The 21,699-nt window shown below is 65.8% G+C and carries 22 protein-coding genes; 14 read left to right on the top strand and 8 right to left on the bottom strand.

Going from position 1 to position 21,699, the window contains the following annotated elements:
• Positions 1-25 precede the first annotated feature (25 nt).
• Positions 26-901: a 4-(cytidine 5'-diphospho)-2-C-methyl-D-erythritol kinase gene (locus ASF32_RS15410; RefSeq protein WP_056430033.1), complete on the top strand. Its 876-nt coding sequence runs from the start codon at positions 26-28 to the stop codon at positions 899-901.
• A 56-nt stretch (positions 902-957) separates the two neighbouring features.
• On the opposite strand, the gene ASF32_RS15405 is transcribed toward ASF32_RS15410, so the two are convergent.
• Entirely contained in the window at positions 958-1,980 is a 1,023-nt protein-coding gene (locus tag ASF32_RS15405; protein WP_056430030.1) for a polyprenyl synthetase family protein, read from the bottom strand.
• A 206-nt stretch (positions 1,981-2,186) separates the two neighbouring features.
• On the opposite strand from ASF32_RS15405, the gene ASF32_RS15400 reads away from it, so the two are divergent.
• Together ASF32_RS15400 and ASF32_RS15395 are read left to right on the top strand one after the other, a co-directional pair.
• On the top strand, positions 2,187-2,411 hold the full coding sequence (locus ASF32_RS15400) for a DUF2007 domain-containing protein (RefSeq protein WP_056430027.1): 225 nt from the start codon (positions 2,187-2,189) through the stop codon (positions 2,409-2,411).
• Positions 2,404-3,174, top strand: a complete 771-nt coding sequence (locus tag ASF32_RS15395) for a methyltransferase (protein WP_056430024.1) — start codon at positions 2,404-2,406, stop codon at positions 3,172-3,174. Before ASF32_RS15400 ends, ASF32_RS15395 begins: the two co-directional genes overlap by 8 nt.
• 62 nt (positions 3,175-3,236) lie before the next feature.
• Here the strand turns inward: ASF32_RS15395 and ASF32_RS15390 are convergent, their stop codons facing one another.
• The gene (locus ASF32_RS15390) at positions 3,237-3,620 is read right to left on the bottom strand and encodes a hypothetical protein (RefSeq protein ID WP_082470383.1); all 384 of its coding nucleotides are present in this window, start codon (positions 3,618-3,620) and stop codon (positions 3,237-3,239) included.
• Between the two features lie 200 nt (positions 3,621-3,820).
• Between ASF32_RS15390 and ASF32_RS15385 the strand changes: the two genes are divergently transcribed.
• Complete coding sequence (locus tag ASF32_RS15385; protein ID WP_056430016.1) at positions 3,821-4,687, top strand: S49 family peptidase; 867 nt, start codon at positions 3,821-3,823, stop codon at positions 4,685-4,687.
• A 4-nt stretch (positions 4,688-4,691) separates the two neighbouring features.
• On the opposite strand, the gene ASF32_RS15380 is transcribed toward ASF32_RS15385, so the two are convergent.
• A complete protein-coding gene (locus tag ASF32_RS15380; protein ID WP_056430013.1) occupies positions 4,692-4,946 on the bottom strand; it encodes a hypothetical protein in 255 nt (84 codons plus the stop codon).
• A 215-nt stretch (positions 4,947-5,161) separates the two neighbouring features.
• Here ASF32_RS15380 and ASF32_RS15375 point away from each other — a divergent pair, with 215 nt between their 5' ends.
• The 3 genes from ASF32_RS15375 (at position 5,162) to ASF32_RS15365 (ending at position 8,781) form a co-directional block, all read left to right on the top strand.
• Positions 5,162-6,109, top strand: coding sequence for a glycine--tRNA ligase subunit alpha (locus ASF32_RS15375; protein ID WP_056430009.1), 948 nt, complete (start codon positions 5,162-5,164; stop codon positions 6,107-6,109).
• Between the two features lie 150 nt (positions 6,110-6,259).
• The gene (gene glyS, locus ASF32_RS15370) at positions 6,260-8,437 is read left to right on the top strand and encodes a glycine--tRNA ligase subunit beta (protein ID WP_056430510.1); all 2,178 of its coding nucleotides are present in this window, start codon (positions 6,260-6,262) and stop codon (positions 8,435-8,437) included.
• Between the two features lie 104 nt (positions 8,438-8,541).
• A complete protein-coding gene (locus tag ASF32_RS15365; RefSeq protein WP_056430508.1) occupies positions 8,542-8,781 on the top strand; it encodes a hypothetical protein in 240 nt (79 codons plus the stop codon).
• A gap of 42 nt (positions 8,782-8,823) precedes the next feature.
• Here ASF32_RS15365 and ASF32_RS15360 read toward each other — a convergent pair whose 3' ends face one another.
• The gene (locus ASF32_RS15360; RefSeq protein ID WP_056430005.1) at positions 8,824-9,312 is read right to left on the bottom strand and encodes an N-acetyltransferase; all 489 of its coding nucleotides are present in this window, start codon (positions 9,310-9,312) and stop codon (positions 8,824-8,826) included.
• Positions 9,309-10,877, bottom strand: a complete 1,569-nt coding sequence (locus tag ASF32_RS15355; RefSeq protein WP_082490450.1) for a glucan biosynthesis protein G — start codon at positions 10,875-10,877, stop codon at positions 9,309-9,311. Before ASF32_RS15355 ends, ASF32_RS15360 begins: the two co-directional genes overlap by 4 nt.
• A gap of 846 nt (positions 10,878-11,723) precedes the next feature.
• Here ASF32_RS15355 and ASF32_RS15350 point away from each other — a divergent pair.
• The gene (locus ASF32_RS15350; RefSeq protein ID WP_056430001.1) at positions 11,724-12,890 is read left to right on the top strand and encodes a type III PLP-dependent enzyme; all 1,167 of its coding nucleotides are present in this window, start codon (positions 11,724-11,726) and stop codon (positions 12,888-12,890) included.
• Positions 12,891-13,029: 139 nt separating this feature from the next.
• On the top strand, positions 13,030-13,575 hold the full coding sequence (locus ASF32_RS15345) for an N-acetyltransferase (protein WP_056429998.1): 546 nt from the start codon (positions 13,030-13,032) through the stop codon (positions 13,573-13,575).
• A 3-nt stretch (positions 13,576-13,578) separates the two neighbouring features.
• Here ASF32_RS15345 and ASF32_RS25980 read toward each other — a convergent pair whose 3' ends face one another.
• Positions 13,579-13,746: a hypothetical protein gene (locus ASF32_RS25980; RefSeq protein WP_200919145.1), complete on the bottom strand. Its 168-nt coding sequence runs from the start codon at positions 13,744-13,746 to the stop codon at positions 13,579-13,581.
• A 328-nt stretch (positions 13,747-14,074) separates the two neighbouring features.
• Between ASF32_RS25980 and ASF32_RS15340 the strand changes: the two genes are divergently transcribed.
• The 5 genes from ASF32_RS15340 to ASF32_RS15320 all read left to right on the top strand — a co-directional run bounded on the left by ASF32_RS15340 (position 14,075) and on the right by ASF32_RS15320 (position 19,707).
• Positions 14,075-15,520: a saccharopine dehydrogenase NADP-binding domain-containing protein gene (locus ASF32_RS15340; protein WP_056429995.1), complete on the top strand. Its 1,446-nt coding sequence runs from the start codon at positions 14,075-14,077 to the stop codon at positions 15,518-15,520.
• A gap of 225 nt (positions 15,521-15,745) precedes the next feature.
• Positions 15,746-16,312 (top strand): Uma2 family endonuclease, encoded by a 567-nt coding sequence (locus ASF32_RS15335; protein ID WP_056429990.1) that lies wholly within the window; start codon positions 15,746-15,748, stop codon positions 16,310-16,312.
• A gap of 35 nt (positions 16,313-16,347) precedes the next feature.
• Complete coding sequence (locus tag ASF32_RS15330; RefSeq protein WP_056429987.1) at positions 16,348-16,689, top strand: hypothetical protein; 342 nt, start codon at positions 16,348-16,350, stop codon at positions 16,687-16,689.
• Between the two features lie 134 nt (positions 16,690-16,823).
• Positions 16,824-17,663, top strand: coding sequence for a DUF1206 domain-containing protein (locus ASF32_RS15325; RefSeq protein WP_056429984.1), 840 nt, complete (start codon positions 16,824-16,826; stop codon positions 17,661-17,663).
• Between the two features lie 76 nt (positions 17,664-17,739).
• Complete coding sequence (locus tag ASF32_RS15320; protein ID WP_056429979.1) at positions 17,740-19,707, top strand: SDR family NAD(P)-dependent oxidoreductase; 1,968 nt, start codon at positions 17,740-17,742, stop codon at positions 19,705-19,707.
• On the opposite strand, the gene ASF32_RS15315 is transcribed toward ASF32_RS15320, so the two are convergent.
• On the bottom strand, positions 19,704-20,633 hold the full coding sequence (locus ASF32_RS15315; protein ID WP_056429977.1) for an NAD-dependent epimerase/dehydratase family protein: 930 nt from the start codon (positions 20,631-20,633) through the stop codon (positions 19,704-19,706). The genes ASF32_RS15320 and ASF32_RS15315 overlap by 4 nt on opposite strands.
• Positions 20,630-21,640 (bottom strand): glycosyltransferase family 4 protein, encoded by a 1,011-nt coding sequence (locus tag ASF32_RS15310; protein ID WP_056429974.1) that lies wholly within the window; start codon positions 21,638-21,640, stop codon positions 20,630-20,632. The genes ASF32_RS15315 and ASF32_RS15310 overlap by 4 nt, the downstream gene beginning before the upstream one ends.
• Positions 21,641-21,699 lie beyond the last annotated feature (59 nt).

Here is a 21,699-nt window from a genome sequence, read left to right as displayed (position 1 = left end):
CCGCCCCTCTCCGACAGAGCAAGCCGTGCCAATCCTCGTCACCCGCGCTCCGGCGAAGATCAATCTCACCCTTCACGTCCTCGGCCGTCGTGAGGGGGATGGCTACCACGAGCTCGAAAGCCTCGTGGCCTTCACCGGTTCGGGGGATACGCTCAGCCTGACGCCGTGCGACGACCTCACCCTGGACGTGTCCGGGCCCACTGCCGGACCGGCCGGTCCCCTCGACGACAACCTCGTGATCCGTGCTGCCCGAGGACTGGCCAAGGCCATCCCCGGGCTTCGCATCGGCGGCTTCCACCTCATCAAGCGTCTGCCCGTGGCGGCCGGGATCGGTGGCGGATCGTCGGATGCCGCCGCCGCCCTGCGGTTGCTGGCACGACTCAACGACCTTCCTCTGGATCACCCCGCAATCGTCGAGGCCGCCCGCGCCACCGGGGCGGACGTTCCCGTCTGCCTCGATCCGCGCGGTCGGATGATGAGGGGTGCCGGAGAGGATGTCGGACCGGCGCTGGGTTTCGCGCCGTTGCCGGCTGTGCTGATCAATCCGGGTGTGCCGGTCGCCACCGCACCGGTCTTCAAGGCGCTGGGGCTGACGGTTGGGCAGCGCCACGCCGGCGACATCCACCCGATCCTCGCGCGAGGTCTCGGCTTCGACGAGATCCTGGCGGCGGTGACGCCGGCTCGCAACGATCTGGAAGCGCCGGCGCTCACGGTCGCCCCCGTCATCGCCGACACGCTTACGAGCCTGCGCGATCATGCGGGATGCCGGCTCGCCCGCATGTCCGGCTCGGGCGCGACGGTGTTCGGCCTGTTCTCGACCCGCTCCGATGCGGTTCGTGCCGCAGTCGCTATCCGGTCAGCACAGCCTTCCTGGTGGGTCCGGGCCGCCTTGCTGCGCTGATGGCCCATCCCTTCCCGGCTCGCGAGACGAACCGGGATGGGTGGAGCGCTCTCGGCTCAGTGAGCCCGGGCGATGCAGAAATCCACCACCTGAAGCAGGGCCGATTTCATCGGCCCGTTGGGGAACAACGCCAGGGCGTCACGGGCGATGGCGCCGTAATGCCGTGCGCGGTCGATCGTGTCTTCGAGAGCCCGGTGTTTCCGCAGGATGGCGAGCGCCGTGTCGAGATCGGACTCTTCGACCTGACCGTCCTGGAGTGTGCGACGCCAGAAGGTCCGCTCCTCCTCGCTGCCCCGTCGGAAGGCCAGGACGATCGGCAGGGTGATCTTCCCCTCGCGGAAATCGTCGCCGACATTCTTGCCCATCGAAGCACTGGTGCCGCCGTAATCGAGCACGTCGTCGATCAACTGGAAGGCGATCCCGAGATTCATGCCGTAGGAGCGGCACGCCGCCTGCTCCGCCCTTGGGCGGTCGGCGATCACCGGGCCGACCTCGCAGGCGGCGGCGAACAATTCCGCCGTCTTCGCGCGGATGACCGCGAGATACTCGTCCTCCGAGGTCTCGGTGTTTTTGGCGGCGGTGAGCTGCATCACCTCGCCCTCGGCGATGACGGTCGCGGCGGCCGAGAGGATATCGAGAGCCCGTAGAGAGCCGACTTCCACCATCATGCGGAAGGCCTGGCCGAGCAGGAAATCACCGACGAGCACGCTCGCCTCGTTGCCCCACTTGATCCGCGCCGCGACGCGGCCGCGCCGCATGTCGCTCTCGTCCACCACGTCGTCGTGGAGCAGGGTCGCCGTGTGCATGAACTCGACACTGGCGGCGAGCTTCACCGCCCCCTCACCGGCCCCGTAGCCGCAGAGATCGGCGGTGGCGAGGGTGAGGATAGGGCGAAGGCGCTTGCCCCCGGACGCGATGAGATGGTTGGCCACCTCCGGAATCATCGCGACATCGGATCCGGTTCGCGACAGGATGGTCGCGTTCACGCGCTCCATCCCCTTGGCGACCAGGGCCACAAGATCGTTCAGGCTCGACTCCGGATCGGAGCGGCCCTCATCGAAGGAAACGACGACACCCAAACTCGATGCCTCCCGAGCTTTTCACACCAGGCAGATCCCGGCGGCGCACCCGCCGCTCGGGCCGATCCGCTCGGCCGGGCTATCTCCCGTGACCAACATCCACGCGGGCACCCCTTCGCATGCGCGCCGAGGCGCTGCAACATCCCGCGTTTCTCGCTGTATACAAAGGGTGGCGGCAGGGAGCCGCCGATGGGGCGGGTGGACGCATGAGAGAACTCATCCGGAGCAACGACATCGTCCTGATGGGCTTTGCCGAGTCGCTCCTTCAGGGGGCGGAGATTCCGGTTCTCGTCGCCGACATCCACATGAGCCTGCTGGAAGGTTCGATAGGCGCCTTTGCACGAAGGCTTCTCGTGCCGGACGACTATGTGACCGAAGCGCGCCGTCTTCTCGAGGATGCCGGCCTCGCGCACGAACTGCGCGATGCGTGAAGTAGTTGGCGAGCAGGCGGAGCCTGGGCCGAATCTCTGGCTCGGTGGACGTCTTCACTTGTATCAGCCGCCGCGTGGCGCCCACCGCGCAGGGACGGATGCGGCGTTACTGAGCCGGTTGGTGCGACCGAAGCCGGATTCCACGATCGTCGATGTCGGTGCGGCAAGCGGAGCGGTGGGTCTCGCGGCGGCGCTAGAGGAACCGAGCGCCAGGATCGTGCTGGTGGAGAGGGACGCGGACCTCGTTCGTCTGGCTCACAGAAATATCGAGGAGAACGGACTTCAGGGTCGGGCGGTCGTCATCGCCGCGGACGTCTTCTCGGTCGAAGCCCGCCGGGCGGCCGGGCTCGGACCCGAGATGGCCGACATCGTGCTCACCAACCCTCCCTTCTTCGAGGTGGAGCGTCACAGGCCATCGCCCGTCGCGGGGAAAGCCTCGGCCCATACCTTCGCGGAGGGCGGGCTCGAACCCTGGCTGAAGGCCTGCCTCGATGTGCTGAAGCCCGGAGGGACGCTTGGCCTGATCCATCGCGCCGATGCCCTGCCCGACTGCCTCGCCGCCATGAGGAGGCGCTTCGGAGGGATCATGGTTCGACCGGTCCATGCGCGAGCGGAGCGGCCCGCGATTCGCGTTCTGATCACGGGCATTAAGGGAAGCCGCGCGCCTTTTTCCCTGGCGCCGCCGCTCGTCCTGCATGGCGAGGACGGCGTGATCACGCCGGAGGCCGACGCTATCCATCGCGGGCAGCCCTGGCCGGCTTGAACAAGGCGACGGCGAGGGCATAGGCCCCCGCCGCCAGACGATACGGCACGTTCGCTGAAGCGTCAGTAGAACCGGCGCCAATGGTGGTGGCGGTGGTGCCAATGCCGGCGGTGCCAGTGGTGACGATGCCAATGATGACGGCGATGCCAGTAGGGCCGGCGCCATCCATAGGCGGGACGGTGGTAGCCGTAGACCGGGCGGTAGAAATGTGGCCGCCAATAATGCCGCCTGTAGCCGTAATGCGGCCGGTGCCAGACGTGACGACGATGCCAGTAATGGCGGCGATGCCAGCGGTGACGGTGCCAATGGGCCTGCGCCACAAGCGGCGTTGCGGCAGCTCCCTCGACGGCGGTGACGGGCAGTGGAGCGGCGCGCGCCTGGTTCAAGGAACCATAGGCCCCGCCCAATACCCCCATCAGAACGACCATCCACGTTGCGATACGCATGATGCTCTGTCTCCCTCCTCTTGTCCGGGCGTCGCCCGGTGGCCTCCGCGCTGCGGCACCGTGCTGCAACCCCGGCAGAGAAGAACGGCGAAGCCTGTAAATCGGTTCGGTCATCTCCATTTCGTGACTGTTGCCGGGTGGGGAGATGTCGCTCGTTCCCCGATCCGAGCGGCCCAGAACTTTCCAGCGAGACGAGACTGATGTCCCTTCCCCTGCCACGCTTCCTCCACCCGATCCTCCCCAAGGCGTGGCGTGGCCGCAAACCGACCGTGGCGGTCATCCGTCTCAGCGGCGTCATCGGTGCCGTCTCGCCGTTGCGGTCCGGCCTTTCCATGGCCACCGTGGCCTCGAGCCTCGAGAGCGGCTTTGGAATGACCGGCATCTCGGCGGTGGCGCTGGTCATCAACTCGCCCGGAGGATCACCGGCCCAGTCCCATCTCATCCACCGCCGCATCCGCGCGCTGTCGATCGAGAAGAAAGTGCCCGTCTACGCCTTCGTGGAGGATGTCGCTGCGTCCGGCGGCTACATGATCGCCTGCGCGGCGGACGAGATCATCGCCGATCCGACATCGTTGATCGGTTCGATCGGGGTGGTCTCGGCGGGTTTCGGCTTCGACAAGCTCATCGAACGGATCGGCATCGAACGCAGGGTCCACACTCAGGGCGAAGCAAAGGCGATGCTGGACCCGTTTCGCCCGGAGAACCCGGAGGACATCGTCCGCTTGAAGGCGATCCAGGCGGATGTGCAGGATCTGTTCACCACGCTCGTGTCCGAGAGGCGTCCGGCGGTTCGCGCTAGCGGCGACAACCTGTTCACCGGCGCGGTCTGGACGGGGCGGCAGGCGCTGCCGTTGGGCCTCATCGATGGCCTGGGTGATGCCCGCTCGACGTTGCGGGCGCGGTTTGGAGAAGAAGTGGTACTGAAAGTCGTGGCCGAGAAGCAGGGTTCGTTCGTGAGCAGGCTCCTGCGCCGGGCCGTTCCGGGCTCCACAATCGTCGACGGCCTTGCCGCCGACGCCCTCGCGGCGGTCGAAGAGCGGGCGGCCTGGGCTCGCTACGGGTTGTGAGGTCTCAGCGAGTCGCGATGGTGCAGGCCGAGGACGGAGCGCCGTAGCCGGAATACACCACGCGCACTTTGCGGGTGCAGGTCTCGGGCAAAGCAGGAGCCGGCACGCTAGCGACTTCGATCGGCGTCACCATAGCGGGCATGGCGACGAGATCGGTCTTGTCCGTGGTGGCCAGCGCATTCGATGCCCCCATGACGAAGGGCGTTGCGGTCAGGGAAGCTGCAATGAGAGCCGCGAAGACAGTGAACGACTTGCGCATGGTCCGGTTTCCGCAATGTTCGCCGGTCGGTTGCGACCGGGCTGATCCCTTGATTTGTGCTAAGAACTTAGATCAAGCGAGACAGTTCCGGACGTAATGGCAATCGTGGCGGAAATGTGTGCCGCCGCGCACCCGCGTGGGTGCGGGGCTTCGGCTTGACAGCGCGGGCACGCCTCTTAAACGCTGGCCGCTTTCCCGCTTACCGGAAGCTAGCCATGTCGAGCGCACAAGCCCTGCCGAGCGCTGTCGATCTCGCCCCCAAGACCTCCTTCCAAGGCTTGATTCTCACCCTGCAGAATTTCTGGGCGGCGCAGGGCTGCGTGATCCTCCAGCCTTACGACATGGAGGTGGGCGCCGGCACGTTTCATCCCGCGACGACCCTGCGCGCCCTCGGGCCGAAGCCCTGGAAGGCGGCCTATGTCCAGCCGTCCCGCCGGCCGAAGGACGGGCGCTACGGCGAGAACCCCAACCGGCTGCAGCATTATTACCAGTTCCAGGTCATCCTGAAGCCCAACCCGCCGAACCTGCAGGAGCTCTACCTCGCCTCCCTCGACGCCATTGGTGTCGACCTGAAGCTGCACGACATCCGCTTCGTCGAGGACGATTGGGAGAGCCCGACATTGGGCGCCTGGGGCCTCGGCTGGGAGTGCTGGTGCGACGGCATGGAGGTGAGCCAGTTCACCTATTTCCAGCAGGTCGCCGGTGTGGAATGCGCACCGGTGGCGGGCGAACTGACCTACGGGCTCGAGCGGCTGGCCATGTATGTGCAGGGCGTCGAGAACGTCTACGACCTCAATTTCAATGGCGGTACGGGCGACGAGAAGGTCACCTACGGTGATGTCTTCCTCCAGGCCGAGCAGGAATACTCGCGCCACAATTTCGAGGCGGCGGATACCGCGATGTTGTTCCGCCAGTTCACCGACGCGGAGAAGGCCTGCCGCACCTATCTGGATGCGGGCGCGCCGGCGGAAGATTCGGGAACCCACCGGATGGTCCAGCCTGCCTACGACCAGTGCATCAAAGCGAGCCACGTCTTCAATCTGCTCGACGCTCGCGGCGTCATCTCGGTGACCGAGCGCCAGAGCTACATCCTGCGCGTGCGCGAACTGGCCAAGGCCTGCGGGGCCGCCTGGCTGAAGACGGCGGGCGGCGGAGCGGGTTGAGTGGCGGCACTGCTGCCCTTGCACGACTTCAGGCGCCCGGCATCGTCTTCGTGACATGCCCGGTCATTCTCTTACCTTCGCACGATGATCGTCGGGCGCGCCCTTGGCGCCGACGACATCCTGGAACAACATCTCGGATGCCCGCTCCCCATGCCTGATCTTCTCCTCGAACTGCGCTCCGAAGAGATTCCTGCCCGCATGCAGCGGCGTGCCGCGGAGGATCTGAAGAAGCTCGTCACCGACGCATTGGTGGAGCGCGGCTTCCTCTACGAGGGAGCGAAGGCCTTCTCGACCCCGCGCCGACTGGCGTTGCATGTGGCAGGCCTCCCGCCACGCGGGAAGGACGTCCGCGAGGAACGCAAAGGGCCCCGCGTCGGCGCGCCGGACGGAGCAATTCAGGGATTTCTCAAGAGCGCCGGTCTCGCGAGTCTCGATCAGGCGACCATCGTCACCGATCCGAAAAAGGGCGAGTTCTATGTCGCCGTGATCGAGCGGGCCGGCCGCGAGACGCTCGACGTGCTGGCCGAGATCCTGCCCGCCATCATCAAGAGCTTCCCCTGGCCGAAATCCATGCGCTGGGGCGCAGCGTCTTCCCAGCCGGGGAGCCTGCGCTGGGTGCGGCCGCTGCAATCCATCGTGGCGACCTTCGGCCCCGAGACCGAGACGCCCGAGACCGTACCGTTCTCGGTGGACGGAATCACCGCCGGCACCACCACCTACGGACACCGGTTCCTCGCGCCCGAGGCCATCGAGGTGCGGCGGTTCGACGATTACATCCAGGCGCTGGAGCGCGCCAAGGTCGTGCTCGACCCGGATCGGCGCAAGGACATCATCCTGCACGATGCGCGTGACCTGGCCTTCGCGCGCGGTCTCGAACTCGTGGAAGACGAGGGCCTGCTCGACGAGGTCGCCGGCTTGGTCGAATGGCCCGTCGTGCTGCTCGGCACCTTCGATCCGAGCTTCCTCGACATCCCGGCCGAGGCGATCCGTGCCACCATCCGCGCCAACCAGAAGTGCTTCGTGCTGCGTGAAACGGGCACCGACACGCTGGCTCCCGCCTTCATCCTGGTCTCGAACCTGATCGCCAGCGATGGCGGCCTCGCGATCACCGGCGGCAACGAGCGCGTGGTGCGTGCCCGCCTCTCGGACGCGAAGTTCTTCTGGGAGACCGACAAGGCGATCAGTCTGGAAGACCGTCTGCCGAAGCTCGACAGCATCGTCTTCCATGAAAAGCTCGGAACCCAGGGCGAGCGGGTGAAGCGCATCGCGTCGCTGGCGCGCGAGATAGCACCCAATATCGGCGCGGATGTACAACTCGCCAGTCGCGGCGCTCAACTTGCGAAGGCCGATCTCGTGACCGAGATGGTTGGAGAGTTTCCCGAGCTTCAGGGCCTCATGGGCCGCAAGTATGCGGCGCTTCAAGGCGAACATCCGAGTGTCTGCGCGGCGGTGGAAGAGCATTACAAGCCCGTCGGTCCATCCGACCGAGTACCGACCGATCCTGTTTCGATCGCCGTGGCCCTGGCCGATAAGTTCGACACCCTTGCGGGTTTCTGGTCCATCGATGAAAGGCCCACCGGCAGCAAGGATCCCTACGCGCTTCGTAGGGCAGCCCTTGGCGTGGTCCGGCTGATTCTTGAGAATGGATTACGTCTGAACCTCCGAGAGGATGTGCTGGAGGACGCCTTTTATGTTCAGAAGAACCGTCACGTCGTCGTCATATCCCTTTCCGGGAATGACGAGCACGATATGGCCGCGCTTGAGAACCATGGCAGCCTCGACAACCCCATGCCTGGCGATCTCCTCAACTTCTTCGCCGACCGCCTGAAGGTCTATCTTCGCGACCAAGGCGCCCGCCACGATCTGATCGACGCCGTCTTCGCCCTGCCCGGCCAGGACGACCTCCTGATGGTCGTGCGTCGGGTCGAGGCGCTGGGCAAGTTCCTCGAGACCGATGACGGTAGGAACCTGCTCGCCGGCTACAAGCGCGCGGCCAACATCCTGCGGATCGAGGAGAAGAAGGACGGGCGCAGCTACGAGGCCGAGCCCGACCGCGTCGCCATCGCCGCCTCCGGCGAGCCGGAGGAGCAGGCTCTGTCCGAGGCGCTGGTGACCGCCCGGGAAGCCGCGTCGGCGGCCGTGGCGGCCGAGGATTTCTCCGGGGCCATGCGCGCTTTGTCGATCCTGCGCGCGCCCGTTGATGCTTTCTTCGAGAAGGTCATCGTCAATGCCGACGATCCGGCCCTGCGTGAGAATCGCCTCGCCTTGCTCAACGCCTTGCGGGCGGCGACCCGGGAGGTCGCAGACTTCTCGAAGATAGAAGGATAGTGCGCGACCCTACCTGCAACAGGAGAATTTGGCAGGTCGGGGTGCGAAATGGGAACGGTCTAGCTCGCATCGCCGTTGGGCGCATGGTTTCGAAGGAGATTGCCATGCGTCATTCCATGCTTGCCACTGCTGCCCTGCTGACGCTCTTCGGGGTTTCGGCGGTTCAGGCCCAGACCACGATCATCGAGCGCGAGTCGCCCGAGCGCGTCATCGTCGAGCGGCCGGAATCTGAGTCCCGTACCGTGGAGACGCGCGAGACCCGTGACGGCTGCCGCGTGAAGTCGGTCACCCGCGAGAACGAAGTCGGTGACCGCAAGACCGTCACCCGCGAGAACTGCGACTAAGCCCTTCCCGCTCCCTCCCCGATACCGGGGAGAGGCGACGGCCTACAGAGGCTTCTCGTAGCGCCAGGCTTCCATGCTGTCCTCGTAGTACTCTTCGAGGACAGCGAAGCGCACGTAGCCGTGGCGCTCGTAGAGTCGGATGCCGGCACCGTTATCGGCTCTCACTTCGAGTCGCAGCTTCGTGCATCCATGCGCTCGTGCGTCGTCTTCCGCGGCATCGAGCATGATGCCGCCAAGACCCTGACCCGCGCGTCCGGGAGACACCGCGATGGAGGAAAGCCTGCAACTGCGGCTTCCCTTGCGGCGCTCCAGCGTGGCCGCCGCCACCAGGATCGAGCGGTCTTCGGCATCCAGAGCGACCAGCAACGACATCGACGGAGAGCCGATGGCATGGCGGATCGCCCGCCGTTCCGCCCGGTCTCCCGAAAACGCCGCGTGTTCCAGGGCGACCAGGGCGTCGAGGTCGCCCAATGTCGCCGGACGGATGGTGACCGGAGCGACCGTCTGCCGTTTGTGGGCTTGGGCGCTCACGCTGTGGTCCAGGGATAGACCCAGGTTTCCGATAACGCTCGACCGCTAGCGCGCAGGAAGGCGCGGAGATCGGTAGATTGGTCCGCCGCGTCGAGGGTGATGTCGATTGCTGCCCGCAATCCTCCGATATGCGGGTTCGGAGTGAGCGAAGTGGCGGTGATCCGTCCCTGTGAAGCTCCGGCTACCACCTCCACCTTACTCGGGTCCGAGAGATAATAGGGCAGCTCGCCGCCGGCGAAATCGATGAGGAAGCGGCGGCTCAGCGTCCCTTTCGCCTCTTCCCCCTTGGCGGCACCGCTGGCGCTTGTGGCGGCCAGGAAGGTATTGGCCACATATCCGCCCGGATGCAGTCTGGTGTTCGAACTCCTGGCGCGCACGCGGTACGACATGCGGACCGGTTCGCCGGCCGGATAAGGCTGCTTCGGACGCCAATAGGCGACGATGTTATCGTTGACCTCGGTATCGGTCGGCAGTTCCATCAAGGTCACGGCGCCCTCGCCCCAGTCACCCTCGGGTTCGACGAAGTAGCTCGGCCTCCGCCCATAGGAGGCTTCGAGGTCTTGGTAGGATTCGAAGGCGCGGTCCCGCTGCATCAGTCCGAACCCCTTCGGATCGCGATCGACGAAGGACGAGATGCGTCGCACCTTCGGATTGTCCAGGGGGCGCCAGATCCATTCGCCCGATCCGGCCGCGATCTGAAGACCATCGGAATCGTGGAGTTCGGGCCGGTAATCGTCGGAATGGTGCCGGTCGTTCTCGCCGATGAAGAACATCGAGGTGAGCGGCGCGACGCCCACCGATGGGAGCGCGACCCGCGGGAAAAGCGTTGAGCGAACGGCGACGCTGGTCTCGTCGCCCGGCTTCACCGTGAAGGCGAAGGCACCCGTCACCGAGGGGCTATCGAGAAGGGCATGAATCAGCAGCGAATCGGCGTTGGTCTCAGGCATCGTCACCCAGAATTCGCGGAAGACCGGGAATTCCTCCGGAGCGCCCTCCCCCTCGACGTTGAGGGCGAGCCCACGGGCGGATAGGCCATACAGCTGATCGCGTCCAAGGAAGCGGTAATAGCTGGCGCCGAGAAACACGATGAGTTCGTCGAGCAGGTTCGGCTTGTTGAGGTAGCTGTGGAAGCGGAGACCAGCGAAGCCGAGATCGACCGGCAGCGGCTTGTCGAGCTTCGTCCGTCCCATGTCGAACAGGCTCGACTGATAGGCGATCGGAGTCGAGATGCCGCGACGCACGAGGTTCACCGTGACGGGCCGGTTATAGAGGAAGCCGACATGGAAGAGCTGCAGCCGGAACGGACTGTTCTCTCCACCGAGAAAGGCCTTGTCGGGCTTGAAACGGATGTCACGCCAGGCGTCGTAATCGAGCTTTGCGATGGGAGCCGGAAGGGGCGGTACCCGCGCATCGTAGGCGACCTTGGCGAGCTCCTCGGCGCGACGCTCCACCTGCTCGAAATCGAAGGGTTTGGGTGCACGCCCCTCCTGCGCCGTTGACCCTGTGCCGGCGACGGACAGGGCGGCGATACCGGTGAGAAGCGCGCGGCGGGTGGGCTCGGTCATGGTCCTGCGGCTCTGGTCGGTGGTGAGGGACGATCGGGCTTCCCCGCACGGTCCCATCCAGCCCACCTCACCCCGAGGTACCCATCTGAGCGGGCCTCGTGGGAGCCTCCCAGAGGTCGCAATGCGTGATGGAGCCCTGCCTCGAGGCCTCCGCTACGCTCTGGCACCTCGGGATGAGGCGGTGGATCGGACTGGTTCGATCAGCATGAAAACCGCCTGCTCAATGACCCGTTCGTGACGCCTTGGAAAGGGCCTACCGACCCGGGTGCGCTTTTTGGGTCACATTGAGGCGGTAAGGTCGGGTTTCGGGTGAGAGAAAACCGGTTTTTCCTTGTCGCCGAGACGCATCGAACGTATATGCGCCTTGCCCAATTTCGCACGTGCCTGTGGCCGCGTGTCGGTTGGTGGGCATCCGGCCAACTGCCGGACAGCCGCCAGGGGTCTTAAAGGATCGATGGTCGACAGGGTGGATTCCCTCCGGCCGGCATCCAGGTGGCAACACCGGACCCCGACAACAACCGGCAGCCGGAGGCGAAACCGGCGAACCCCGCTCTCCACGGGGGACGCAGCTTAAAGCAACGACGAACGGGCTTTTTTGGTCTCGTCGGCCCTCCAAAGGCCGGCACCGAAGAGGCTTGTTTCTCTTTGCCCGGCGTGCGGTGGGGATCTCCCTTCCAATCCACGGCAGCTTCCGGGTGCTGATGCGCCCGCGGTCGACGACGTGTCTCCAAAGCACGTCGCGGATCGCGTCGCGTCGCCCCCAGACGCCGGACGGCTCATGGCCGTCCCGATTTCGATAGCGCGCCCCACGAACGGGCGCTAGCGAACCTGTGGGTTGGAACGACCATGACCGATCGTATCCGCGATTTTCTGCGCGCTCGCCGCGACATGGGCCAGGACGAAGGCCCGGTGATGGTGCTCGACCTCGATGTCGTGCGCGACAACTTCACCGCCTTCGCCCGTGCATTGCCCGATACCCGCGTCTTCTATGCCGTAAAGGCGAATCCGGCGCCGGAAGTCTTGCGTCTGCTTGCCGAGATGGGCTCCTGCTTCGACACGGCCTCCGTGGTCGAGGTGGAGATGGCGCTTGCCTCCGGCGCCACCGCCGACCGGATCTCATTCGGCAACACCATCAAGAAAGAGCGCTGCATCACCCGTGCGCTCAAGCTCGGCGTTCGCCTGTTCGCCGTCGATTGTCAGGTCGAGGTCGAGAAGATCGCCCGTGCTGCCGAGGCCGCCGAGGTCGAACTCGGCTCGGTGCAGGTGTTCTGCCGTATCCTCTGCGACGGGGCCGGCGCCGAATGGCCCCTGTCACGCAAGTTCGGCTGCGTGCCGGGGATGGCCGTCGATGTTCTGGAGCATGCCTGCCGCCAGGGTCTGCATGCTTACGGCGTGTCGTTCCATGTGGGTTCGCAGCAGGGCAACACCGAAGCCTGGGACGGGGCGCTCGCTTCGGCCTCCGCGATCTTCCGTGAATGCGCCGACCGGGGCATCACCCTGTCCATGGTCAATCTCGGCGGCGGCTTCCCCACCAAGTACTTGAAGGCGGTGCCCGGCGTGGAATCCTACGGCGATGCGATCTTCCGCGCCCTTACCAAGCATTTCGGCAACCAGCTGCCGGAGACGATCATCGAGCCCGGTCGCGGCATGGTCGGCAATGCCGGCATGATCGAAGCCGAGGTGATCCTGGTCTCGAAAAAGTCCGATGCCGAGGACGAGATCCGCTGGGTCTATCTCGATATCGGAAAGTTCGGCGGCCTGGCCGAAACCATGGACGAGTCGATCCGTTACGCGATCCGGACGGAGCATGACGAGGACCGCATGGCCCCCTGCGTGCTCGCGGGACCGACCTGTGATTCAGCCGATGTCCTCTACGAGAAGGTGCCCTACCCGCTCCCCGTCTCGCTTTCCATCGGCGACAAGGTGCTGATCGAAGGTGCCGGAGCCTACACCACCACCTACGCGGCGGTGGCGTTCAACGGCTTCCCCCCCCTTCAGCAATACGTCATCTGACCGCCATATAATCGGGGCTCGGGCGGCTTAAGCGCCGCCCGGCAGCGGGCGAGGACGGTTCCATCGCATGTGACTGGTGCGGGATCCGCGCCGTCACGTCAGATGGGTTGACCAGCCAGGACTGGGAAAGGGCACGGCCTTGATCGAGATTCGTGACGAACGGCCGACCGATGTTTCGGCTCGGGAGCAATTGCTCGATACTTGCTTCGGCCCGGCGCGATTCCTCAAGACGTCCGAGCGGCTGCGCGAGGGGCGCCTTCCCGCTCACGGATTGTCACTGACCGCGGAACTGAATGGCCGGATCGTCGGCACCGTCCGTCTCTGGCATGTGGAAGCGGGACGTGGACGGCCTGCCTTGCTTCTGGGGCCGCTCGCGGTCGATCCCTCGCTTCAGGGCCATGGCCTCGGTAGCACCTTGATGTGGGCCTCGATCGGTAGGGCACGCGCCCTCGGTCACGGCGCCATCGTCCTCGTCGGCGATGCGCCGTATTACGCCCGCTTCGGTTTTTCCGGTGATCTCATGAGTGGGCTGTCGATGCCGGGCCCGTTCGAAAGGACGCGGTTGCTCGGTGTCAACCTGCGCAGGGGCGCGCTCGACGGCGCGACCGGTATCCTCTCCGCTTCAGGCATCCTGGATGAGGCTGCCTGTCCGGAAGGATTGGATTCACGACGACAGGCGGCGTGAGCGCTAGACGGCAGTCGTGGTAGTCGCCTGCTCGCAGCGGCGGCGGAAGGCTGCATCGTGCTGGCGGCGAACGGCACGGATCAGAGCCGCCGCGAGGGTGATGACGCCAGGATCGCGATCGATCGGCTCTTCGGCCGGCGCGGGGGTATTGGCGATAAACAAGGATAACATCGGAACTCCGTGATGTGGCGTTCTGGCGTTTCCCGTCCCGTAGGTGTGTCGATGTCGTGTTTGTTGCATTGCAATATCGGCGTGTCGCGGATCATTCGCAACGGTGCCCAACGGGAAGGCGACCCGCGTCTGAATCATGCGTCGAGGTAACTTCATGTTAATGATCTTCCCTCGTGGACCACTCGTGGTCCACGAAGCTGAAGCCGGCGATGTGGTTGACCACACGCCCTCAACCGGCCACTAGCCCGTCGCCTGACCGTCATTTCCGCCGACTAAGGACGTGCCTCGCTCGTGAGTTCGAGCGGGGCCGAGAAGAAGGATTGCCCGCATGACCGAAGCCGCCACCTCCTGGCCCGTCCACGGCCGCATCAGCGGTCCCATCGTGATGATCGGCTTCGGCTCGATCGGCCGCGGGACCCTTCCGCTCATCGAGCGTCATTTCGAGTACGACAAGGCGCGCTTCACCGTCGTCGAGCCCTCCGATGCGCATAAGGCCCTGGCCGATCAGCATGGCCTCCGCTTCGAGCAGGTGGCGCTGACCAAGGACAATTACCGCGAGATCCTCACGCCCCTCCTCACCGAGGGCGGCGGCCAGGGCTTCTGCGTGAACGTGTCCGTGGACACCTATTCCCGCGCCATTATGGAATTGTGCCGTGAACTCGGTGCCTTCTACATCGACACCGTTGCCGAGCCCTGGCCCGGCTTCTATTTCGACAAGTCCAAGGGCCAGGGCGACCGCACCAACTACGCCCTGCGCCAGGACATCCTCGACGCGCGCGCCGCGAACCCCGGTGGCACCACCGCCGTCTCGTGCTGTGGCGCCAATCCAGGCATGGTTTCCTGGTTCGTGAAGCAGGGGCTCCTCAACGTCGCTTCCGATCTCGGCCTGACCACGCCCGAGCCGAAGACCCGCAACGAGTGGGCCGCCCTCATGCGCGAGGTCGGCGTCAAGGGCATTCATATCGCCGAGCGCGACACCCAGCGCGCCAAGGGCCCGAAGCCCATGGGCGTCTTCGTCAACACCTGGTCGGTGGAAGGCTTCGTTTCCGAGGGCAACCAGCCGGCCGAACTCGGCTGGGGAACCCACGAGACCTGGCGCCCGGACAATGCCCGTGATCAGGAGAAAGGCTCGCGCTGCGCGATCTACCTTCTCCAGCCCGGTGCCGACACCCGCGTGCGGTCGTGGACGCCGACGGCCCAGAGCCAGTTCGGCTTCCTCGTGACGCATAACGAGGCGGTTTCGATCTCCGACTATTACACCGTGCTGGAGGGCGAGCGCGCTGCCTACCGCCCGACCTGTCACTACGCCTACCACCCCTGCAACGACGCGGTGCTCTCGCTCCACGAGATGTTCGGCAAGGCTGCCGAAGTGCAGGAGAAGCACCACATCCTCGACGAGAACGAGATCGTCGATGGAATCGACGAACTCGGCGTGCTCCTCTACGGCCACGAGAAGAACGCCTATTGGTTCGGCTCCCAGCTCTCCATCGAGGAGACCCGTCGCATCGCCCCCTATCAGAACGCCACCGGCCTTCAGGTTACATCGGCGGTCCTCGCCGGCATGGTCTGGGCGCTTGAGAACCCCGAAGCCGGCATCGTCGAGGCCGACGAGATGGATTTCCGTCGCTGCCTCGAAGTCCAGATGCCGTATCTCGGTCCCGTCGTCGGCGTGTACACCGACTGGACCCCGCTGAGCGGGCGCCCCGGCCTGTTCCCCGAGAACATCGACGAGAGCGACCCCTGGCAGTTCCGGAACGTCCTCGTTCAGAGCTGAATAGACGAACGGAGCGCGGGATCGTCCTCCCCGCGCTCCGTGCCCTCTGCTTGGCGCCAAGGGCCAGACCATGATGGGCGAGGACCAACGCCACGTCTTTTCCCAGGCCGCGTTGTGGAGCCCGGGATCCCGCCCGAGCACGACTGCATAGCGGCTTCCTCTGCACGGATGTTGCAGGGTTTCGGCGGGATGCTACCATCCCGTATCCGATCGGGAGCCCCCGCCATGGCCGTCGCCGCGCGCCGCGATACCCGCATGACCGTCGCCGAGTTCCGCCTCTGGGCCGAGCCCCGGCCCGACGAGGAACGCTGGGAACTGATCGACGGCATAGCCCTGCTGATGTCGCCGCCCACCGGGCGCCACCAGCGCATTGTGATGAATCTCGGCAGACGCCTCGACGAGCTCGCGGAACGCCGGGGCTGCAACGCGCTTCCCGGCCTCGGCGTGCTCAGCGCGGCGATGGACGATTTCGCGCCGATCGCCGACATCGTCGTGACATTCGGCCCACTGGGTCAGGATGGATATACCAGCGCCCCTTTGCTGCTGGCCGAGGTCCTGTCCCCGAGCACGATGGGTCTTGATCGTGGCCGCAAGACCGATTTCTACCGCTCTGTGCCGAGCCTGCGGACCTTCCTCATCGTTTCGCAGGACGAGGTCAGGGTCGAGGCCTGGCGCCGGACCGAGGCGGGGAGCTGGACGGTCGACGCCCGGTACCGTGACGACAGCCTCGACCTTCCCGAACTCGGTGGCGCCGTGCCGGTCGGCGCCCTCTATACCGGACTGCCCCTCTGAGCCTCCCATCGCCCTCGCCGCGTCAGGTCCCGCCCTTGCCCCACTTTGAAGATTTCTACGCCGACAAGCTGCGCGGTTCTCTAGGAGTCACCGATGCGGAATCCGTTCTCGACCTGCGTGGGACGAACCGTCCGACGGCCGAAGCATCCTTGAACGACATGCTGGAGCGCAGCCGCTTCGGCAAAGGCAAAACTGTGGCGATCCGCTTCGATCCGCCGCCGGAAGGCGGCGGAGAGACCCTGTTCCAGCCCGTCGGCAGGCTGTTGCTGGACGCGAAGCGCAAGGGCATCGTCGATCGACTTCAGACGCTTCCGGCCGGCGATGGCCTTGGCTTCTACGTCGCGCTCGCCGGCAAGGCGACACGCGCCGGCGACTAGGAGGCTCCGGTCTCGCGCCGGCAAAGAAATGACGGCCATGCCGGAGCGGTCCGAGCCCGAACGGCGTTGGAGGGAACGCGGTCCGTCCGCTCGTCTCCGCCACAGGTCATCGTGAAAGTCTCCTCGTGAAGCGAATGGGCCGCAATACGATCGAGCGTCTCGCCCGCATGGGGTTCGGTGCTAGAGGCATCGTCTATTGCATCGTCGGCGGGCTGGCGCTGCTCGCCGCTCTGGGCCAGGGCGGTCGGGCGGGCGATAGCGAGAGTGCGATCCGGTGGGTCTTCCTCGGACCGTTCGGGGCCATCCTCGTCGGGCTCATAGCGCTGGGACTGTTTTGTTTCGCCGCCTGGAGGTTCGTCGAATCCGTCACCGACGCCGACCGCCACGGCACCTCGGCGAAGGGGCTCGTCGTTCGGCTGGCGCATTTCGGCAGCGGCATCGTGGCTGTCGGCCTCGGCATCACGGCGGCCAGTCTCGCCCTCGGCCTCGGCAGACGCGCCAGCGGCGGCGGGGGATTGCAGGATTGGACCGCGTGGCTGCTGGCCAAGCCATTCGGCCCATGGCTGGTCGGCCTCATCGGCCTGGGCATCATCGGCGGAGGAATCGCCTTCCTAGTGAAGGCCGGGAAGGGCGATGTCACCGACCGGCTTTCTCTCGACGAGGCCCATTGCCGATGGGTCAAGCCGTTGGGTCAGTTCGGATACGCTGCGCGCGGGGTCGCGTTCGTGATCATCGGCGGCTTCGTGCTGGTCGCCGCATGGTACCAAGCCTCCTCGGAGGTGAAGGGTTTGGCAGGCGCTTTCTCCGCCTTGCGAGCTCAGCCCTACGGTTCCGTCCTTCTTGGCATCGTCGCCGCCGGGCATCTCGCCTTTGGCGTGTATGGCCTGATCCAAGCCTGGTACCGCCACATCGACGCACCGGATCTCGACGAAACCGACGATGCCGTCCTGCGTGCCGTGCGCAATCTGAACTGATGTGTAGCCCCGTGGTTCGTGGGGTGCGTTGACAGAGGGGCGTTCCGTCGCCGATACCGCGCCCGGCCCGGAGCCCATGCAGCAGCGCATCTACAAGACAGCGGTGATGGTGGTCCACGATTGCGTGGCGACCGTCCTAGCCGTGACACTCACCTTTGTTTTCCGCTTCAACGGTGAGTTGCTCGCCGAACGCCTCGACGCGCTTCCACTTCTGCTGCCGCCGTTCGTGGCTTTCGCCGCGCTGGTCTACGGTCGATTCAAGCTCTACCGGACAAAGTGGCGCTTCGCCTCGCTCCCCGACCTCGCCGGAATCGTCAAGGCGGCGAGCGTCCTCGCCCTCACGCTCCTCGTCGTCGACTACGTGCTCGTTTCGGCGGACATGTATGGATTCTACTTTTTCGGAAAGATCGCCATTGCCCTGTACTGGGTGCTGCAGATCTTCCTGTTGGGGGGCACCCGGCTCGCCTTCCGCTATCTGAAATACACGCGTTCGCGGCAGAGCCAAGCTCGTAGCGCCACGACCCCGACGCTGCTGCTCGGGCGTGGCAGGGATATCGAACTTCTGCTTCGCGCCATCGAAGCGGGCTCGGTGCGGCGCCTGTCCCCCAAGGGCATCCTTGCGCCACGCGCAAACGAGACCGGCCAGATCATGCGCGGCGTCCCCATCCTGGGGGCCTTCTCCGACCTTGAGCGAGTCGTCGCTAACCTAGCCAGTGAGGGTACCCCGGTACGCCGCCTCGTCGCCGTTCCAAATGCCCTGACACCGGAGGCGGAGCCCGACGACCTGATCGCCCGCGCCCGTCGACTCGGCCTTCCGCTGTCGCGGGTCACCAGTCTCGGCGAGGGCATGCGCGATGCCGAACTGGCGCCCCTGGAGATCGAGGATCTCCTCTTACGACCCACCGTCTCCATCGACCGGCCGCGCCTCGAGCGTTTCCTCAATGGGACGCGCGTCATCGTCACGGGTGGCGGAGGTTCCATCGGCTCCGAGATCGTCGCCCGGGCCGTGGCGTTCGGCGCAGCATCCGTCCTTGTCGTGGAGAATTCAGAGCCTGCCCTGCATGGCATCCTGAGCCAGCCCGCCATCGCAGCGGCCGATGTCACCGGTGCACTCTGCGATATTCGCGACCGTGAACGTCTGCACGCGGTCTTCGCCGGTTTCCGGCCGGATTACGTGTTCCACGCCGCAGCCCTGAAGCAGGTGCCGTATCTGGAGCGGGACTGGTCGGAGGGCATCAAGACCAACGTCCTTGGTTCCATCAACGTCGCGGATGCGACGGTAGCGGCTCGTGCGCGCGCCATGGTGATGATTTCCACCGACAAGGCGATCGAGCCCGTCTCCCAACTCGGCGTCACCAAGCGCTTCGCCGAGATGGTGGCCCAGGCGCTCGATGCCGAGCAAGCGACCGCGTCGCAGGACAAGCCGACTCGTCTGATCGCGGTGCGGTTCGGCAACGTGCTCGGCTCGGTCGGTTCGGTGGTGCCAGTGTTCAAGGCGCAGATCGCCCGAGGCGGCCCGGTCACGGTCACCGATTCGGAAATGGTGCGCTACTTCATGACCGTGCGCGAGGCCGCCGACCTCGTTCTCACCGCAGCCTCGCATGGCGACCGCGAGGGACGCTGCCTGTCTCTGACCGCCCCCGAATCCGACCAGCGGGCTGCAGTCTACGTTTTGAAGATGGGTCAGCCCGTGCGCATTCTCGATCTCGCCGAGCGGATGATCCGGCTCGCTGGTTTCGAGCCCGGCGAAGACATTGAGGTGGTCTTCACCGGCTCGCGGCCGGGGGAGCGTTTGAACGAGATCCTGTTCGCCCGCGAGGAGCCGCGTGTCGCCCTCGACGGGATCGACGGTGTCATGGCGGCCAAGCCCGTCTTCGCCGACCGTACCGTGCTGGAGGGTTGGATCGCCGCGCTGAAACAGGCGGTCGCCACACATGACAGGGCCGCCGCCGATCTGGTGTTCGAAACCGCTATTCCGGATTACCGCAACCGGCCGAAAGCGGTTCCCGTGTCACAACCTGCGCCAATGACCATCCCCGCCTAGGCTGCACACTCCGTGCGGGCCAGGGCTGTAAGCCCCTGGGATGAGGTCAATTGCGGGGACCAACCCAACGCAGACAGCCCCTTGGAGTGCACCACGAGGTCGCCCGAAAGGCGCTCGAAGATCTCCCGCCGACCCGTCATCCGGCAGGCGAGGCCGAACAGGCTCGGCGGACAGGGTACAAGACCGGCGCGGCGGTCGAGGCCGGCGCGTAAGGCCGCGATCATGCCGGGCAAGGTCAAGGCGTCCGGCTCTGCCGCCACCAGCGCCCGGCCAAGCGGTCCTTCGTGACGAAGCACCGTGACGATGGCTGCCGAGAGGTTCTCCACCGAGATCAGGGACCGACGCCCCGTCAGGCTCGCGAGTGGGAGGGGATAGGGCGTTCGCGCGAGCCGCAGGAGCGCGGCCATGTTGCCTTTCACCCCAGCGCCATAGACGAGGACAGGGCGCAGGGCGACCCAGTCGATCCCGATCTCGGCCAAGGCTTCCTCAGCGGCGAGTTTCGAGCGGCCATAGGCATCGGTGGGATTTGGATGATCGACTTCGGTGACGGTTCCGGCCGCACTGATGCCGGTCTGCGCCCTGATCGAGGAGAGGAAGACGAAGCGCCCGACCCGCGCCTTGGCCGCTGCTTCGGCGAGACGTCGCGTCGAGTCGATGTTCGAGGAGCGGTAATCGTCCTCCGGCGTGCCGGACATGGCATGGGCGAGGCCGGCGGAATGGACGATGGCGTCGACGCCGGAAAGTGCCGCCGCCATGTTCATGGGCCGGCTCAGGTCGCCCACCACGGCGCCGCTGGCGCCGGGCGGCAACTCGACTGGGCGTCGCAGCAGCACCCGGACCCGGTAACCCTGATCCGAGAGCGAGCGCAGGAGGTGACGGCCGATGAAGCCGGTGGCACCGGTGAGCGCGATGACGTTTCCGCTCAAGCGGCGATTCCTTCTCGCAAGGTCGAGAACCGACGCAGCGTCGCGGCGACCAGGGCCGCGCCTGCAGCAAGGGCCGCGAGCGTGACAAGCTGCGACGGCCAAAGCAAGGTGGCGCCCGCCAGGACCGCCAGCGTCGTATTGAGGACGAAGACCCGCCCGACCACCTCCGTCACCGTGAAGCCGTTCGACGTCGCGCGCTGGTAGTAGTGGCTGCGATGCGCCTTCCAGACAGGCTCGCCCTTGGCTGCGCGGCGCAGCAGCGTCAGCGTGGAATCGGCGATGTAGTAGAGCGGAAGAAGGATGGCTGCCGCCAGACCGTGCTGAAGGCCGAGGCGGTAGAGCAGCCACGCCCCCAGAAGGCCGATCGGTAGGGAGCCGACATCCCCCAGGAAAAGGCGGGCCACCGGGCGATTGAAGGGTGCAAAGCCGATCAGCGCACCGAGGAGGGACGCGGCCACGAGGGTCGGCAGCGGCGGTAATCCTCCGGCAAGTCCGGCGAGCATCAGCGCGGCCGAGACCGGCACCATGGCCGAGACCGTCATCCAGTCGAGCCCGTCCATGAAGTTCGTCAGGTTCACGAACCAGACTCCTGCCAGGACGGCGAGCGCGCGCTCAGCAATGAGCGGAATCTCGGGTAGGAGCCGTCCCTCCACCGACAGGACGAGGCCGGTCACCGCAAGAGTCTGAAGACCGAGTCTCAACGTGGCCGGCAGTGGCCTGATATCGTCGACAGCACCCACGATGGCGAGGAGCAGCGTCGCATGAGCGAGGACCAGCGCCTCCATCGTCGCCGGCATAGGCTGCATCAGGGATGCCAGGAGCCCACCGGTCGCCAGGATGGCGAGGACGATCGCGATGCCGGCCCCTTGGGGGGTCGGCACGCTGTGGCTCGACCGCGCGTTCGGCCGGGCGAGCGCATAGCGTTGAAGGATCGGTTTGAGCAGCACTATCAGGACCGCGCTGAGGCAGGCGGCCAGCGGTACGGCGACGAGCGGCGCGAAAGGCATTGTCGTGTGAGGGTCCGCTGATGTCGCGAGGTCGTGCGGAGTGCCTACCCGTTTTTGCC

The organism is Methylobacterium sp. Leaf91 (assembly GCF_001422815.1).
Taxonomy (GTDB): domain Bacteria; phylum Pseudomonadota; class Alphaproteobacteria; order Rhizobiales; family Beijerinckiaceae; genus Methylobacterium.
This window is presented reverse-complemented; position numbering and strand designations above follow the sequence as displayed.

Excerpts from the sequence above, each read along its gene's own strand:
- ASF32_RS15400 (WP_056430027.1), top strand. The coding sequence starts at position 2,187 with ATGAGAGAACTCATCCGGAGCAACGACATCGTCCTGATGGGCTTTGCC.
- ASF32_RS15395 (WP_056430024.1), top strand. The coding sequence starts at position 2,404 with ATGCGTGAAGTAGTTGGCGAGCAGGCGGAGCCTGGGCCGAATCTCTGG.
- ASF32_RS15390 (WP_082470383.1), bottom strand. The coding sequence starts at position 3,620 with ATGCGTATCGCAACGTGGATGGTCGTTCTGATGGGGGTATTGGGCGGG.
- ASF32_RS15385 (WP_056430016.1), top strand. The coding sequence starts at position 3,821 with ATGTCCCTTCCCCTGCCACGCTTCCTCCACCCGATCCTCCCCAAGGCG.
- ASF32_RS15380 (WP_056430013.1), bottom strand. The coding sequence starts at position 4,946 with ATGCGCAAGTCGTTCACTGTCTTCGCGGCTCTCATTGCAGCTTCCCTG.
- ASF32_RS15375 (WP_056430009.1), top strand. The coding sequence starts at position 5,162 with ATGTCGAGCGCACAAGCCCTGCCGAGCGCTGTCGATCTCGCCCCCAAG.
- glyS (WP_056430510.1), top strand. The coding sequence starts at position 6,260 with ATGCCTGATCTTCTCCTCGAACTGCGCTCCGAAGAGATTCCTGCCCGC.
- ASF32_RS15365 (WP_056430508.1), top strand. The coding sequence starts at position 8,542 with ATGCGTCATTCCATGCTTGCCACTGCTGCCCTGCTGACGCTCTTCGGG.
- ASF32_RS15355 (WP_082490450.1), bottom strand. The coding sequence starts at position 10,877 with ATGACCGAGCCCACCCGCCGCGCGCTTCTCACCGGTATCGCCGCCCTG.
- ASF32_RS15350 (WP_056430001.1), top strand. The coding sequence starts at position 11,724 with ATGACCGATCGTATCCGCGATTTTCTGCGCGCTCGCCGCGACATGGGC.
- ASF32_RS25980 (WP_200919145.1), bottom strand. The coding sequence starts at position 13,746 with ATGTTATCCTTGTTTATCGCCAATACCCCCGCGCCGGCCGAAGAGCCG.
- ASF32_RS15340 (WP_056429995.1), top strand. The coding sequence starts at position 14,075 with ATGACCGAAGCCGCCACCTCCTGGCCCGTCCACGGCCGCATCAGCGGT.
- ASF32_RS15335 (WP_056429990.1), top strand. The coding sequence starts at position 15,746 with ATGGCCGTCGCCGCGCGCCGCGATACCCGCATGACCGTCGCCGAGTTC.
- ASF32_RS15325 (WP_056429984.1), top strand. The coding sequence starts at position 16,824 with ATGGGCCGCAATACGATCGAGCGTCTCGCCCGCATGGGGTTCGGTGCT.
- ASF32_RS15320 (WP_056429979.1), top strand. The coding sequence starts at position 17,740 with ATGCAGCAGCGCATCTACAAGACAGCGGTGATGGTGGTCCACGATTGC.
- ASF32_RS15310 (WP_056429974.1), bottom strand. The coding sequence starts at position 21,640 with ATGCCTTTCGCGCCGCTCGTCGCCGTACCGCTGGCCGCCTGCCTCAGC.